Raw genomic sequence first — 16,211 nt, forward strand, 5'->3', positions numbered from 1 at the left:
TGTGTCGGCATGTACGACCGCCGAAGACGCTCCGCTGTTCTTATCCAACTTGTGGGCTTTTGTTTTGCTTTGCTCTTTTTGTTTGATTTGTATTTTGGTTTTGCACTTCGGTGATCGAGGGCGCTGCCCTCAAACTCCTGCCGCCCTGTATACCAAATCTTTGATTTGGTATATGCGAAGAGGGTGGACGGAAAGCTCGACTCGCGCATAGCTTTGTGTTCTTTCCTTACTTTGTCCGCGTCATGGTTTGCTGTTTTTCCGCTAAAACGGTTCACTTCCGCCCCTGCCAACAATTATGGATCTATAACAGTTTAGATCGCATATATAAAAGGAGTTTCTTCTCCTTTCTCGATACCTGTACTTGTGTCATGCCCAGTACTGCGGCGGCGGCTGATTGTGTCATTCCCTGAAAATAGCGGAGTTCTATCAGCTGTCTGTCTTTATCATCAAGTTCGGTAAGTACCTGCCGTAAAGCCAGACGGTCGGTTATGTCTTCATCGGGTGCAGGCGCAGGAAGGTCAGCCTGTGTTTCATTTTCATCATCGCCAACTGTCAGGCTGATGACAGGCTGTGCCGCATTCAGCGCTTCAATGACATCTTCAACAGGTGTGCCGACAATTTTGGCAAGTTCTTCAACGGTGGGTTCTCTGCCGTTTTTATGGGCGAAGACCTGAGCTTCTCCTGTCAGCCTGAGTGAAAGTTCTTTCAAACTCCTGCTGACTTTTACAGTGCCGCCGTCACGGAAAAGCCGTTTTATCTCCCCCAGAATGACAGGCACAGCGTATGTGGAGAATTTTACCCCGCGTCCGCTGTCAAACGCTTTTGACGCTTTCAGCAGACCGATGCACCCCGCCCCGTAGAGGTCATCGTACTCTATCCCACGCCCGCGAAAACGGTTGGCGCACAGATGCACAAGTCCGAGATTGTCTTCGGGAAGATGGCTCTCAGCACTCATAGACGGCGTTTCCCCTGAACGGTGCGTTCAAGTATCACGGTCGTACCCTTGTCGGGCTTGCTTTTGACGCGCACTTTCTCCATGAAAGTTTCCATTATGGTGAAGCCCAGCCCTGCCCTTTCCTCTTCGGGGGAAGATGTATACAGCGGTGTCATAGCCTGTTCCACATCAGCCATACCGCAACCCTTATCCTGTATTTTTATGCAGATGCGGCTGTCCTCAAAGATGCGCACCTGCATCATCACTTCGCCCGAACGCTCGCGGTAGCCGTGAACTATCGCGTTGGTGACAGCTTCCGAAACGGCGGTCTTTATGTCGGAAAGTTCGCTGATATTCGGGTCAAGCTGTGAGAGAAATCCGCTGACCGCAAGCCTTGCAAAGCGTTCGTTTTCGGACAGTGCATGGAAAGTCAGCGTCATCTCGTTAAGTGGTCTGAGGGGTCGTCTGCTCAATTTTTTCGTCCTCCTTTTCATTTTCATCGGGTATCAGTCCGCTGATGTCATCGGTCAAACGCGCGAGCCTGTCCACACCTGCAAGGCGCAGGACTTTTTTTATGTAGGCAGGCGGGCGGGCAACTATGACTTCCCCGCCCTGTTCGCACATCAGCTTGTATCTGCCCATGATAAGCCCTATACCCGAACTGTCCATAAATGTCACGCGGGAGAAATCTATCACAAGGCGGCGGGGATGTTTTTCGGTTATCTCGCGGTCGATGTCGGTGCGCATCATGCCTGCCGAATGGTGGTCGAGGTCGCCAGACAGCATCACCGCTGTCACTCCGCCGACCGTTTTCAACTCTGTCAAATAAACCAGTCCTTTCTTTTTGGCGGAACAGCGAGTGTACCGCCTGCGTTACATATATCATAGCATGTCCGCAGTGCGCAAAATGTCGAAACGGTTATATAATTCATAATTATGAATTATGAATTAAAATCCCTTCTCCCTCTTGCCTTTTCGGGGAAAATAGTGTATAATATAATAGATAATCTATGTGCGCAGACAGACTGTAACATAGTAAAGTGATATTTAGGAGATATGTGACAATGATGACTAAAGCTCAAAAGTATTTTAATTCGATCAAGGATAAAAGAGTCGCTTTTATAGGCGTTGGTGTCAGCCATACCGACCTGATAAAAGTGTTCCTGTCTAAAGGTATCAACTGCGTTATCTGCGATAAGCGCGATGAGAGCGAGTTCGATGCACTGCTTATCGAGGACTTCCGCGCTAAAGGCTGTGAGTTCGCGCTGGGCGAGAATTACCTCGATGAGATATTCAACTGCGATATAGTTTTCCGTACACCCGGTATGTACTATAATGACCCTACACTAACAAAAGCACGCAAACAGGGAATTGTGATAACTTCCGAGATGGAAACTTTCTTCGATCTCTGCCCCTGCAAGACTTATGCGCTGACAGGTTCTGACGGCAAGACCACCACTACCACGCTGGTGAGCGAGTTCCTCAAAGCTGAGGGCAAGCGCGTTCATCTGGGCGGCAATATCGGCAAGGCACTGCTCCCGCTGGTGGAAACTATCTCCGAAACAGATGTGGCAGTCTGCGAACTTTCCAGCTTCCAGCTGATATCCATGCGCGAAAGCCCCGATGTTGCGGGTATAACCAATATCCGTCCCAACCACCTGAACGTTCACGGCACTATGGAGGAGTATACTCAGGCTAAGTGCAATATACTATACCATCAGAACGCTTATTCAAAAGCTATACTCAGCCTTGATGACGAGGTGACACACGGTCTGGCTGACCTTGTGCGCGGTGAACTTGCATGGTTCAGCATCAAAGAGAAGCCCGATAACGGCGCATTCCTGCGTGAGGACGGCATGCTGTGCTACAATGAGTGCGGCAAGGTCACTGAGTATGTACACATGAATGATATAAAGATACCCGGCATGCACAATGTCGAGGACTACCTCACTGCTATAGCCATGACTTACGGCGAGGTAAAGCCCGAAACTGTCGCTAAGATAGCTAAGGAGTTCGGCGGCGTTGAACACCGCATCGAGTTCGTGCGTGAACTGGACGGCGTAAAGTACTATAACAACTCCATCGCATCAAGCCCCACAAGAGTTCTGGCTTGTCTGGCGGCATTCGACAAGAAGCAGATAATGATACAGGGCGGCTCCGACAAGGGCGTTTCATTTGAACCGATGGCGGCACCCATCTGCGAAAAGGTCAAGGTGCTGATACTTATGGGTCAGACCAAAGACAAGATACGCGCTGCTGTTGAGGCTGCACCTAATTTCAAGACCAGCGGCATAAAGATAATCACTGTAAAAGACATGGCTGAGGCTGTGCTGACTGCCCGCGAGTATGCAGAAGAGGGCGATATAGTTTCGCTGACACCTGCCTGCGCATCTTTTGACATGTACCGCATGTTCGAGGACAGGGGCAGACATTTCAAACAGCTGGTGAACGAACTCAGCTGACAGATCTTTCGACCCGCATGACGGGTAAACAATATGCTTTCACCGAGCCGTTTTCGGCGGAAGGGAGAAAATAATGATATATCAGACAAAAGATATAGACCTTGCGCTGATAGCAAAGCTCAAGGACAACAACTATACAAGGAGGATAAAGTCCCATTTTCTGGCATACGGCACACAGTATGACTTCCTGCGGTTCTTCTTCATGGAGTATAAGGGCGAACGGCTGGGCATGTTCTCGGAGTTCAACAGTGCGCTTATGATATCCACATTTGAGGGTAAGGAACTTCCCGATGAGATGATAGAAGAACTGGCAGGCTTTGTGAGAATGCTCAAACCGTTCTCGGTGGAGCTGGAAAGGAAGTACGGCGAAGCCTTAGCACAATACCTTGAAGATGATTACCGCGTACAGCGCAGGACGGAATTCACATACAACGCCACAGGCAAACTTCCCCCGCTGGAAGTCGATGAAACGCCTAAGCTGGACGATGTGTATTCGATACTGGCAAAGTGCTTCCCGCGACTGGCTGAGGACTATGAGATGTGGCTGACAGATACCTCACACCGCGTAAGGCGGGGGCTGTCGCAGTCGTTCCTGATGGGCGACTACACCACCGCTACCATACAATATATAATAGACAAGGTGGCACTGGTGGGGCAGGTAGGCACTGTCCCCGAAGAGCGCGGCAAGATGCACGCGAGGACTCTGCTTTACTGGATAGGTGAGCGCCTTGCACAGCAGGGCATAGCGGTAAAGCTGTTCGCAAGACCACACAGGGTAAGCTACTACGAAGAGATAGGCTTCAAAGCCATCGGTATAGACGTGGTATTAGAGATGAAAAACGCCACACACAACGATACATAACAGATAACAGTCAAAATGAACAAATGAACAAAACGAAAGGAAGACAGATATGCGTGGAGATGTTCAGTTAAAGGTATTTCTGGCGGTGCTGACAGGCATCGGCATCATCATGTTCGCGATAGGCATACCGATGTCGGTAAAAGAGGCAAAAAGAGCGTCAAAGTGTACTGTAAGCGTCACGGCAGAACTCACTGACAGTGAACGGCAGTTGGTTACAAGCGGTCGCGGAGGGCATACAATTTCATATCTCACCTATACCTACACCTACGACGGCGATAAATACTCTTTTGTGGAAACAAATTCCTACCCCGATGTGATAAGTTCACGCAGAACGCACAAAATGCTGATAGACCCGAATAACCCGTTTGAATATGTCTATAAAGGCAAAAAATATGACGATGTATTCAACACCTGCGACCTTGTGGGCGTACTGCTTTTCGCGCTGGCGATATTCTTCTACAGGCTGACAAGAGTGCGTTTTAAATCGTATATATGACAGACAGAGAAAGAAAAACTAAATATGGTTATCCCGCTGACACACCACAAAAAACAACGATCTAGCAGAACTTAAGGTGGTTGGCGTATGGTGCTCAATTATCCTTTTGTTTACAGCATTTTCAGCTGATGTGCTAAAGGGATAGTCATAAAACTAAATATAGCAAAAGGCGGCAGTATACGGCATTATGCAAACTTTGCACAACAAGCACACGGCAAATACTTAATGAGGTGAATGATTTGGAAAACATTTTCGGACTTGACGAAAAACTTATCACACTGGCTTCGCAGGCTGAAAGCGAGTGTACAGCGGCTTTTGCGGAGATAGACCGCATCGCTGAGATAAACGGTCAGAAAGTACTGAAAGCATTTATAGATAACCGCGTCAGCGAGGGCTGTCTTAAAGGCACGACAGGCTACGGCTACGGCGACATCGGCAGAGATACAGCCGACAAGGTGTTCGCGCAGGCGCTGGGCGGTGAAGATGCCATAGTAAGGCACACTTTCGTTAACGGCACACATGCCCTCAGCACAGCGCTTTTCGGCATTTTAAGACCGCAGGACAAGCTGTGTTTCCTGACAGGTGCGCCCTACGACACCCTTGAAGGCGTTGTGGGCAAAGAGGGTGACAGCGGCAGTGGTTCGCTGAGAGATTTCGGCGTGCAGAATGAGATAGTTCCCCTGAAAGAGGACGGCACACCCGACTTAGAGGCTGTGGCAAAAGCGGCAAAGTCCGCAAAAGTCGGCTATATACAGCGTTCGAGGGGATACTCGCTCAGACCGTCTTTCACGGTAGATGTGATAGCTGAGGTGATAAAGGCGGCAAAAGGCGCAAACCCCGATATCATCATACTGACAGATAACTGCTACGGCGAATTTGTGGAAGAAAAAGAACCGCTGGCTGTAGGCGCTGACCTGATAGTGGGTTCGCTGATAAAAAATCCCGGCGGCGGCATAGCAAGCACAGGCGGCTACATCTGCGGACGCGCCGACCTGGTCGAAAAATGCGCCGACAGGCTGACATGCGTTGGCATGGGCAAGGAAGTCGGCTGTTCGCTTAACATGAACCGTGAGATACTGCTGGGCTTCTTCCTCTGTCCGCAGACGGTGGCAAGTGCGCTGAAAACTTCGGTTTTTGCGTGCAGGCTGTTCGAGAAGCTGGGCTTCAAAACTCTGCCTGAAAGCGGCGAGAAGCGCACAGACATCATAGCATCTATACTGCTTGAAAACGAAAAGAACCTCACAGCATTCTGCAAGGGCATACAGAAAGGCAGTCCTGTTGACAGCTACGTTACCCCCGAAGCATGGGATATGCCCGGCTACGAGAGCAAGGTCATAATGGCGGCAGGCGCGTTCACGATGGGTGCTTCCATCGAACTTTCTGCCGATGCACCCATACGCGAGCCTTTTGCAGTGTGGTTACAGGGCGGCATTACCTATCCCAGCGGCAAGGCGGGGATACTCCTTGCGGCACAGGAAATGCTCAGTGCGGGGAACATAACTCTCTGATACGGAAGATGTACGTATATGCTTTCAAAAATCATTAACTATACAGTGTTGCTTCTCTGTTCTTCTTTTATATTAGCTTTGCTTGCTTTTGCATGGCTTATCCTGTACTTTATGTGCGGCGGCTTTGCACTTTTCAGTGAACCGTATATACCGCCTTTAGCTAAATTATTCCTGTTCGTCTGCGCCATCAGCGTGTTTGTTCTTCATGGGAAATTCTGTATACGCTATTTTAAGAAACATGGTGTCAGTGATAAAAAAAGTCTGATAACTAAAACTGCGATCCTTATGACAGGTTCGGCGGCGTGCATAGCAATAACATTATGGCTGATACAGCGAACGACATTAATATAAGATCAAATAATAAATAAGGAGTTGATAGATATGGCTGAAATATTCAGCGTTTCAGTAAACGAGATAATCAAACAGCTGGGTCTGGAAGTACTTTATGCACCCGACAACATTGACGAACTTATAGTTACCGACAACGACTGCAACCGTCCCGGTCTTCAGCTGATGGGCTTTTATGAATACTTCAATGCCGAGCGCGTGCAGATATGCGGCAATATGGAGTTCGCTTATCTGGCTTCGATAGATGAAGAGGTAAGGCGGCAAAGACTCGATGCGCTGTTCGCCACAAAAATACCCATGTTCATAGTGGCAAGAAGCCATGAACTTTATCCCGAAATGATAGAGATAGCATCAAAATACGGCGTGCCGATAGCCCGCACCGCCGACAGCACCACTGCGTTCATAGCCTCGCTGATAGGCTACCTGAATGTTGAACTTGCGCCCCGCATCACCCGTCACGGCGTACTTATCGAAGTTTACGGCGAGGGCATACTCATCGTGGGCGAGAGCGGTGTAGGTAAGAGCGAAACGGCTATCGAGCTGGTAAAGAGAGGTCACCGTCTGGTGGCTGATGACGCTGTTGAGATAAGAAAGACCTCCAGCAGGACACTGGTGGGTCAGTCGCCCGACAATATCAGGCATTTTCTTGAACTGCGCGGAATAGGTATTATTAATACCCGCCGTCTGTTCGGTATGGGTGCTGTAAAGATATCAGAGAAGATAGACCTTGTAGTTCAGCTTGAACCGTGGGACAGCAAGAAGATATATGACAGAATGGGCGTTGACAACGAGTACACCTCAATTCTCGGCATAAAGATACCCTCGCTGACCATACCGATAAAGCCGGGCAGAAATCTGGCTGTTATCCTCGAAGTTGCGGCTATGAACAACCGTCACAAGAAGATGGGCTACAACGCCGCCGCCGAACTTCTGCAAAATCTCGGTCTTGAAATGGACACTAAAGAGTCTGTAAAGAACTGGGACGCTTTTTGATAATTCATAATTCATAATTCATAATTATTGGCATGAACGATAATTGGCTGTTCTGCTGCGGCAAAGCGGGGCGCAGTTGTGCCATTCAGCGGCAGTATATCGCTGAGAAATAATAACAGGCGGGTCGTAAGAATACTGCTGTAATAAAACAATAAGGAGTACTACAAGTGAAAGAACTTGACATGAATACACGGTCGCTGATAGCGATGGCTGATGATCTGGAATGCAGAGTCATGCTCGATGAGCCGCTGGATAAACATTCCACTTTCCGTATCGGCGGCAGCTGTACGGCGATGATAGATATAAATTCACCCGACAATCTTTCAGCACTGTGGGAAGAAGCAAACCGACTGGGCATAAGAACGATGGCACTGGGCAACGGCTCAAACGTGCTGTTTGATGACAGGGGCTTTGACGGCATCATCTTCCTGATAGGCAGTTCGATGGATAAGATATACATGAAGGACGAAAACACCATCGTGGCACAGGCGGGCTGTCCCCTGCTGAAACTCTGCCGCTTTGCACTTGAACACTCGCTCAGCGGTCTGGAATTTGCCTACGGCATACCCGGAAGTGTCGGCGGTGCTGTCTTTATGAACGCGGGCGCTTACAAAGGCGAGATAAAGGACGTTATCAAGCTGGGCAGAGCTGTTGACCGCGAGGGCAGACAGTTCGAGTTCTCGAAAGAGCAGATGGCTTTTACCTATCGCGGGAGCCGCTTCGTAAAGAGCGGTGAACTGATAGTCGAGGGTGAATTTGAACTGAACAGCGGCAATTACGATGATATACAGGACAAAATGGTGGAACTTATGAGCCTGCGCCGCGAGAAACAGCCGCTCAATCTGCCGAGTGCGGGCAGTGCATTCAAAAGACCAAAAGATAATTTCGCGGGCAAGCTGATAGAAGACAGCGGTCTGCGCGGTTATTCGGTGGGCGGCGCACAGGTCAGCGAAAAGCACTGCGGGTTCATCGTAAACAAGGGCGGAGCCACCTGTGCAGATGTCCTTGAACTGGTAAAACAGATACAGGCAAAAGTCAAGGCTGACTCAGGTGTTGACCTTGAGTGCGAAGTCAGATATATACCCTATCAGGGTTAGGGCGATGATCTCTCCTCGTAATAATATTTATCCGATAAATAAGCATTTCTTAAATGAGAGGAGAATAATAATGCAATTTGTTATAGTTACAGGAATTTCAGGTTCGGGCAAATCAACGGCGGTAAACGTGCTGGAGGATATCGGCTACTACTGCATCGATAACATGCCCCCCGAACTTATGAGCAAATTTGCCGACATCTGTGCGCAGTCAGACGGCAAGATAGATAAGGTGGCGTTCGTTGCTGATGTACGCGGCGGCAACCTGTTCCTTAAACTGAAAGATGCCATACATGATATGCGCAATATGGGCATAAAGGTCAAGGTCATGTTCCTTGACTGTTCAGATGACACGATAATACGCAGATACAAGGAAACACGCCGCAAACACCCGCTGGACGAGTATTCACACGGCAATATAAGACAGGCGATAGAGACCGAGCGCCACTTCCTTGAAACTGTCAGGGACAAGGTGGACTACTATATCGACACTTCCTCGACCACTACAGCGGAGTTCAAAGAAAGATTGTATTCTATCTTCTTGGGCGAGGGGCAGTCTGCCATGAAGATAGATGTTCGCTCATTCGGTTTCAAGTACGGTGTCATGAACGATGCTGACCTCACTTTTGATGTGAGATGCCTGCCAAACCCTTTCTATATAGCCGAGCTTAAGCATAAGACAGGTCTTAACCCCGAAGTTTCGGGCTATGTGATGAGTTTTAAGGAAGCGCAGGAACTTCTTGCAAAACTCAATGACCTTATCGACTACCTGATACCGCTCTATGAAAAAGAGGGCAAGGCACAGCTGGTGATAGCTTTCGGCTGTACGGGCGGAAAACACCGCTCGGTGACTTTTGCCGAAGCTGTGGCAAAGCACCTGACAGATCAGGGCAAGACTATAAGATTATCGCACAGGGATATCGAGAAGCGTTAAAAAAGAATAGAATGGTGAATGATGAATAATACTTCGGCAGAAGAACAGTCCTTTTCATACAGGGTCAAGGAAGAGATAATCGAAAAGATAAACAGTTCCCAAAAGGCAGACGCCTGCCTGATGGGGCTTTTGTGCTGCTGTAATGAACTGGGCGATAACGAGATACTCTTCCTGACAGAGAACCCGCTTGTCAAGGATTTCTTCATACGCAATGTATGCCGCATTTTGCAGGACGAAAACGCAGTACATGTAGCTGAAGCCGAGCGCAGGAGCGGTGTGACGCTTTTCAGCCTCAGCCTGCCCGATAAGGAACAGCGCATTTATCTGCTTGATTACTTCGGCATGGACGAGAGCCGTCGGCTGACTGAGGACTTTCTGCCGAAAGACAAGTTCTTCCCCAATCTGGCGGCAGGCATATTTCTCGCATGCGGGTCGGTAAATGACCCCAGCAAAAAGTATCACATGGAATTTGTAATGCCCAAACTGGAACTCTGCAACGACTTCGGGCTGCTGCTGATAGAGCGCTACGGCATTGTGCCAAAGCATGTTGAACGCAAAAATTCCCAGATAATGTATATCAAGGAGTCGGAAAATATCATTGACATGCTGACCCTGATGAGCGCTACCATGTGCTCGCTGGAACTTATGAATGTCAAGATGGAAAAGGATATGCGCAACAAGATAAACCGCGCCCTCAACTGCGATAACGCCAATATCGACAAGACCCTCAAAGCCGCCGAAAGGCAGATAGCGGATATTGAACTTATCGACAAAAAGCTGGGGCTGTCATCTCTGCCCGACCAGCTGCGCGAGATAGCAGAACTTCGCCTTGAAAATCCCGATTACAATCTTAAAGAACTGGGTGCTGAAATGACACCGCCCATCTCACGTTCGGGCGCTAATCACCGTCTGCAAAAGCTGGCAGAGATAGCCGCAGACCTCCGCAGAAAAGAGGGCATAAAAACGAGTGATATATAAGTTCACGAGCGGCAACAAGTGTAAAAATTATTGCGCAGATGTAAATAATGGATTTTACTGTTGACAAGTGTCGAAAAAAGTAGTATAATAGCTTTGTTAAATTAAATAGCCTTATCAAGAGCGGTGGAGGGATCAGGCCCTGTGAAACCCGGCAACCTGGCGTCAGCGTCAAGGTGCTAAATCCTGCGGTTATTTTCCGGAAGATGGGGAATTGTTTGAAACATATCGACTCTCATTCTTCGGGGTGAGGGTCTTTTTTACGGCTTTTTTGTTTAACGCATCATACAACACACTTTTAAAGGAGGAACACCAAATGTCAAGATTTCTTTTTACTTCTGAGTCTGTAACAGAAGGTCACCCCGACAAGATCTGCGACCAGATCTCCGACGCGATCCTCGATGCAATGCTCGAACAGGATCCATATTCAAGAGTTGCCTGCGAAACTGTAACTACTACAGGCATGATAATGTGCATGGGCGAGATAACTACCAAAGCGCAGGTAGATATCCCCCAGATAGTCCGCGATACCGTTGTAGGCATCGGCTATGACAGGGCAAAGTACGGCTTTGACGGTCATACCTGCGCTGTTATGACAACCATAGACAAGCAGTCCCCCGATATCGCTATGGGCGTTGACAATGCCCTTGAGGGTCGTGAAGAGAACGCTTTCGATACAGGTGCGGGCGATCAGGGCATCATGTTCGGCTATGCCTGCGATGAAACCCCCGAACTCATGCCGCTGCCTATATCACTGGCGCACAAGCTGGCGCTGAGGCTGACAGAAGTACGCAAGAACGGCGCTCTTCCTTACCTCAGACCTGATGGCAAAACTCAGGTGACTGTTGAGTACATAGATGGCAAGCCCGCAAGAGTTGACGCAGTTGTCGTTTCATCTCAGCATGATGCAAAAGTGTCCCTCGAACAGATAAGGGCTGATGTCATCGAGAAGGTCATCAAGCACGTTATACCCGCAGGTCTGCTGGACGAGAATACCACTTACTTTGTGAACCCCACAGGCAGATTTGTCATCGGCGGTCCTCAGGGCGACAGCGGTCTGACAGGCAGAAAGATAATCGTTGATACCTACGGCGGCTACGCAAGACATGGCGGCGGATGCTTCTCAGGCAAGGATCCGACAAAGGTTGACCGTTCTGCCGCTTATGCCGCAAGATATGTGGCTAAAAACATCGTTGCCGCAGGTCTTGCAAGCAAGTGCGAAGTCGAACTGGCTTACGCTATCGGTGTGGCTAACCCCGTTTCGATACTGGTAGATACTTTCGGCACAGGCAAGGTAACTGATGAAAAACTCAGCGAAGCAGTTACAAAGCTGTTCGATCTGCGTCCCGCAAGCATCATAGAGATGCTCGACCTGAGAAAGCCGCAGTATAAGCAGCTGGCTGCATACGGTCACATGGGCAGAGAAGATCTGGGCGTTGCGTGGGAGCGCACAGACAAGGTACAGGCTCTTCTCGATGCTGTAAAATGATCTATAGCAATCCAACTATTTAAATTCACAAGATCCGGTCGCAAAAGCACGGATCTATGGATTTTGTGACCGGATCTTGTCTGAATTTTAAGGCGGATCGCTATAAAAAACACACTGCCATTATCACCAGCTGGTAATGGCAGACATTTTGTATACAAAAGTTCTATCGGACGGAGGTACTATCTGACATGGCAGAAAGCCAAAAGCGCCTTGATTTCATAGACTATGTTAAAGCACTGGGCATACTTATCGTCATACTTGGACATACAAGTTTAGCAATCGAAAAGGATAACCACACAGCGGCGTATTTTATCAAAGTGATATACTCTTTCCACATGCCGCTGTTCTTTGTGGTGACAGGTCTGCTGATGGGCTATAAAGATGCACACAGAAAAACAGACAATGCCCCGCCGCTGAGGGCAGGCAAGCTGTTTTTGCGGCTGATGGTGCCCTATTACATCTATTCGGCGCTGTATATGCTGGTGGAATACTTCTTCTACGGACATGATGCCAAACGCATACAGGATATGTTCAATTCCACGCTGACCACCTGCGGCAACGCTCCGCTGTGGTTTCTGGCGACCATGTTCTTTGTGCGTCTGCTGTTCCATCTGCTGAAATATACCCTCAAAGCTGATATAAAGACGATCATGGTCGGCTCTATGTTCGCATCTGTGTTCGCATTCCACCTGCATGCCCACCTTAAGCAGACAGGCTTCCTTGATGACCAGATAACGCGCTTCATCACTATCTCAGCCCTGAGGATCGTTCCTGCACTGTTTTTCATAGCGGTGGGCTTCGCCTACAGCCGACTGCTCGACCTGTCAAAAAAACGCAGAAATCTTTTCAGCGGCATCGTGATCGGAGTGATGATAATGATGCTGGTCTACATTGACCCGCCATCTGTGAACATGCACATATTCCGCTTTAAGAACATGCTGTATTTCCTGTTCACAGGCACATTCGGTTCGGCGGCACTGATAAACTTCTGCACCGCACTGCCCGATGGAATAAGGCTGCTGCGCACCATCGGCAAAGACTCGATGGATATAATGATGCTTCATTACAAACCGATGCCTTTCATGTTTATCGCGGGCGATGTGGTCTTCGCGGTAACAGGCGGCAGGAATTTCCTGCTGATATGGCTCACCGCCTGCGTGATGGTCATTCCGCTGAGCATCGTATACTGTCAGCTGAAAAAACTGCCCACAATGATCTTCAAAAAGAAAGAAGACTCAACGTCACAGGCAGATAAAAAGTAGATCTCAAAGACACTTTTGCAAAAAAGCAAATGTGTCTTTCCTTTTTGGAAATAATAGTTAAAAATAGGTATTTTTACTTCAAAAAGCGTTGCATTTTCATATAAAATGTGCTATACTTTTATAAAACCAAACAATTGACCGCCGGAGGGGGGACGGACAATGGAACTTAAAAAAGTCAAAAAGATATCATTCGTGGCAAATGCTGTAATATTGGCTATAGTGTTCGGACTTATGGCATTCTTTTACATAAGTGATGTAATGTTCCTGACATATTTCAGCATACCAACAATAATTGTTTACCTGATAGGCTTTGTGCTGATAAGCAATGGAAAACTGCTGTGGTATGTGCGCATGGTCTTCACATGGATGACGCTTTACATGTGCGTGACAACAGTCTGTCTTGGGTATAACTACGGCTTCCACATGTACTGCTTTTCGGTGATACCCATATCATTCATATCCGAATACATCAGCTACAAGATAAATTCAAGGCAGTTAAAGGCATTTAAATTCAGTGTCAGCATGGCTCTTCTCTCGCTGATAAGCACAGGCTATGTCGCATATTTCGGACCTGTCTATGAAAGAGAACAGAAATATGCCGCCATCTTCTGGCTGATAAATGCTTCAAGTGTCATGGGCTTTCTGATATTCTATACCAACTTCCTTATACAGACCATAATCAGTTCGGAAGAAAAACTCAACGAGATAGCACTTGTTGACAGGCTGACAGGTCTGTACAACCGCCATTACATGATAAACTGCCTGGACAAAATGGACGAGGATTACAGTTCGGCTTACCTTGCGATGGCTGATATCGATGACTTCAAGAAGATAAACGACACATACGGTCACAACGCGGGCGATGTGGTGCTTGAAAAGGTATCTGAAAAAATGAAGTCTGAATGCAGGGGATGCACCGTATCACGCTGGGGCGGCGAAGAATTTCTGATACTTATACCGCCTGCGGTGGAACAGCCTGTGGAACTGATAGAGAACCTGCGAAAGAACATCGCATCAGAAAAAGTACACTATGAAGACAAGGAGATATCTGTTACAATAACAGCGGGCATCTCTCCACGAACCGATGAACATTCCATCGACCAGTGGATACAGACCGTTGACGGCAAGCTGTATGACGGCAAGCACAGCGGTAAAAATAAAGTGGTATCATAACAAAAAAATGCTGTACGGGATAAACTTCCGTACAGCTTTTTATTATATGACTATCCCTTTAGCACACCAACTAAAAAAGCGGTGAACAAAAGGATAATTGAGCGCCCCATATCTTTCCCCCGCCTGCGGCGGGGGAAAAATATACGCCAAGAACCTTAAGTTCTGTATAGCCGCTGTTTTTGTGGTGTGTCAGCGGGATAACCACAAAATTTTATGCTGTTTACCATATCTTTCAAGGGTACTTTTTCACACTTTTGAACATTCAGGATATGTTTGATTTGATAGAAATTTGTGCATTTTGTGATAACTCGAATTTCCAGTTTTTAGGAGAAATTTTCTGCCTATTGTCTAATAATTCCATTTGATTGTTCGTTATTTTTGTAACAGAACGAGAACTGTAACCGAAAAACCTTGACATGAGGGACTGTTTACGGTATAATTGTAACTGCTTTGTAATAAATGATTACAGATTGACATAATTAAGAGTCGATCAGATCCCAAGCCGCAAATGATGCAGGACTTCACACGATACAAAATTATTGAAGTCACTTCACTGCGGCAGAAGAATTGTAAGGAGCGTAATTTGAAATGAAAAGAGTAATGGCAGTCACTGCGGCAACGATAATGGCGATAGGCGCATCAGCATACCTCTCCTGCACAGACATACGTGCAGCAGCCGACACCGAATCCTTTGAGTACAGCGAGATAGTTTCAGAAAATGAAGACTTCCCCGCTGACGAACTTACCACTGATGAAGAGGAAAACACAGGCATCAAGGGCGATGTCAACAATGATGGCAAGATAAATGTCACCGATGTAGTAAAGACAGCCGCTGAGATAAAAGGTGTTGCAAAGCTGGATACCTACTGTATGTGGCGTGCAGATGTCAACAACGATGGCAGAGTCGATGTTACCGACCTTTCAAAGCTGGTATGGGCGGTTAGCGGCAAGGACGAGAGCCGCAAGCCCGCTGTTCCTGAGAAAAATGAAAAGCATGAGATAAATTCACCTGTCAGTTCCCAGACGAATATCTACGAAAACGCTGTAGGCACAAGGCTTGCCGACTTCTACAGCAGCAATTATAACCTCTACGGCTGGCCGACAGGTCAGTGTACATGGTACTGCATCGGCAGAGCCAAAGAAAAGCTGGGCGCTGACATGCCTGCGAAAGGTCTTACAGGCAACGCGATAAACTGGTACTACAACGCTCAACGTATAAACCCCGCAAGCGTCGGCACTGAGATAAAGTCTGACTGCGTGTGCGTATGCAGTTCGTGGACACACGGCTACGGTCATGTGGTATACATCGAGTATGTTGACCCCGACACAGGCGCTATATATTTCAGTCAGGCAAACAGGCTGGGCTGGGCGACCAACTACGCCGACAACGGCAAGATAGAAAAAGCTGACAGCTATGCCGATTTCGTCGCACAGATGAACTGGCTGTACCTCACACCTGTGGGCTTTGTCTACCCCGACCGTATGTGATACCGCATATCGCATACCTTTACCACATCGCCAAAAAGTACCTGTTCAGTGAGGAAGTACACATATTTTGCGGTGTGTCGGCGGAAAGCCATATCTTATAATATGGTTATCCCGCTGACACACCACAAAAAAGCGATTTAGCAGAACTTAAAGTGGTTGGCGGATATCTTTCCCCCGCCGCAGGCGGGGGAAA

At 47.9% G+C, this 16,211-nt stretch carries 15 protein-coding genes and 1 riboswitch; of the genes, 12 read left to right on the forward strand and 3 right to left on the reverse strand.

Annotation, left to right across the window (positions count from 1 at the left end):
- Positions 1-301: 301 nt before the first annotated feature.
- Genes CUS_RS05990 through CUS_RS06000 form a run of 3 tightly spaced genes read right to left on the reverse strand, consistent with a single transcriptional unit; the run spans position 302 to position 1,759 of the window.
- Positions 302-955 (reverse strand): sigma-70 family RNA polymerase sigma factor, encoded by a 654-nt coding sequence (locus CUS_RS05990; protein WP_002848420.1) that lies wholly within the window; start codon positions 953-955, stop codon positions 302-304.
- Entirely contained in the window at positions 952-1,374 is a 423-nt protein-coding gene (gene spoIIAB / locus CUS_RS05995; RefSeq protein WP_037276765.1) for an anti-sigma F factor, read from the reverse strand. The genes CUS_RS05990 and spoIIAB overlap by 4 nt, the downstream gene beginning before the upstream one ends.
- 4 nt (positions 1,375-1,378) lie before the next feature.
- Positions 1,379-1,759, reverse strand: coding sequence for an STAS domain-containing protein (locus CUS_RS06000; protein ID WP_037276723.1), 381 nt, complete (start codon positions 1,757-1,759; stop codon positions 1,379-1,381).
- A gap of 239 nt (positions 1,760-1,998) precedes the next feature.
- Here CUS_RS06000 and murD point away from each other — a divergent pair, with 239 nt between their 5' ends.
- The 12 genes from murD (at position 1,999) to CUS_RS06060 (ending at position 16,018) form a co-directional block, all read left to right on the forward strand.
- The gene (gene murD, locus CUS_RS06005; protein ID WP_002848642.1) at positions 1,999-3,396 is read left to right on the forward strand and encodes a UDP-N-acetylmuramoyl-L-alanine--D-glutamate ligase; all 1,398 of its coding nucleotides are present in this window, start codon (positions 1,999-2,001) and stop codon (positions 3,394-3,396) included.
- Between the two features lie 73 nt (positions 3,397-3,469).
- Positions 3,470-4,258, forward strand: coding sequence for a hypothetical protein (locus tag CUS_RS06010; RefSeq protein WP_002848174.1), 789 nt, complete (start codon positions 3,470-3,472; stop codon positions 4,256-4,258).
- Positions 4,259-4,307: 49 nt separating this feature from the next.
- Entirely contained in the window at positions 4,308-4,754 is a 447-nt protein-coding gene (locus CUS_RS06015; protein ID WP_002848628.1) for a DUF3592 domain-containing protein, read from the forward strand.
- Positions 4,755-4,993: 239 nt separating this feature from the next.
- The gene (locus CUS_RS06020; protein WP_002848363.1) at positions 4,994-6,262 is read left to right on the forward strand and encodes an aminotransferase class I/II-fold pyridoxal phosphate-dependent enzyme; all 1,269 of its coding nucleotides are present in this window, start codon (positions 4,994-4,996) and stop codon (positions 6,260-6,262) included.
- Positions 6,263-6,643: 381 nt separating this feature from the next.
- Positions 6,644-7,603 (forward strand): HPr(Ser) kinase/phosphatase, encoded by a 960-nt coding sequence (gene hprK, locus CUS_RS06025; protein WP_002848516.1) that lies wholly within the window; start codon positions 6,644-6,646, stop codon positions 7,601-7,603.
- Positions 7,604-7,770: 167 nt separating this feature from the next.
- Positions 7,771-8,700: a UDP-N-acetylmuramate dehydrogenase gene (gene murB, locus CUS_RS06030; RefSeq protein WP_002848370.1), complete on the forward strand. Its 930-nt coding sequence runs from the start codon at positions 7,771-7,773 to the stop codon at positions 8,698-8,700.
- 70 nt (positions 8,701-8,770) lie between these two features.
- Complete coding sequence (gene rapZ, locus CUS_RS06035) at positions 8,771-9,631, forward strand: RNase adapter RapZ (RefSeq protein WP_002848537.1); 861 nt, start codon at positions 8,771-8,773, stop codon at positions 9,629-9,631.
- An 18-nt stretch (positions 9,632-9,649) separates the two neighbouring features.
- The gene (whiA, locus tag CUS_RS06040) at positions 9,650-10,609 is read left to right on the forward strand and encodes a DNA-binding protein WhiA (protein WP_227945245.1); all 960 of its coding nucleotides are present in this window, start codon (positions 9,650-9,652) and stop codon (positions 10,607-10,609) included.
- Between the two features lie 108 nt (positions 10,610-10,717).
- A riboswitch (SAM riboswitch) is annotated at positions 10,718-10,819 on the forward strand.
- A 103-nt stretch (positions 10,820-10,922) separates the two neighbouring features.
- The gene (metK, locus tag CUS_RS06045; protein ID WP_002848617.1) at positions 10,923-12,095 is read left to right on the forward strand and encodes a methionine adenosyltransferase; all 1,173 of its coding nucleotides are present in this window, start codon (positions 10,923-10,925) and stop codon (positions 12,093-12,095) included.
- Between the two features lie 188 nt (positions 12,096-12,283).
- Complete coding sequence (locus CUS_RS06050) at positions 12,284-13,357, forward strand: acyltransferase family protein (protein WP_002848226.1); 1,074 nt, start codon at positions 12,284-12,286, stop codon at positions 13,355-13,357.
- 159 nt (positions 13,358-13,516) lie between these two features.
- The gene (locus tag CUS_RS06055; RefSeq protein WP_002848402.1) at positions 13,517-14,530 is read left to right on the forward strand and encodes a GGDEF domain-containing protein; all 1,014 of its coding nucleotides are present in this window, start codon (positions 13,517-13,519) and stop codon (positions 14,528-14,530) included.
- Positions 14,531-15,118: 588 nt separating this feature from the next.
- Complete coding sequence (locus CUS_RS06060) at positions 15,119-16,018, forward strand: CHAP domain-containing protein (RefSeq protein ID WP_002848434.1); 900 nt, start codon at positions 15,119-15,121, stop codon at positions 16,016-16,018.
- Positions 16,019-16,211 lie beyond the last annotated feature (193 nt).

Origin of the sequence: Hominimerdicola alba 8 (genome assembly GCF_000178155.2) — a bacterium.
In the GTDB taxonomy this organism is placed as follows: domain Bacteria; phylum Bacillota; class Clostridia; order Oscillospirales; family Ruminococcaceae; genus Hominimerdicola; species Hominimerdicola alba_C.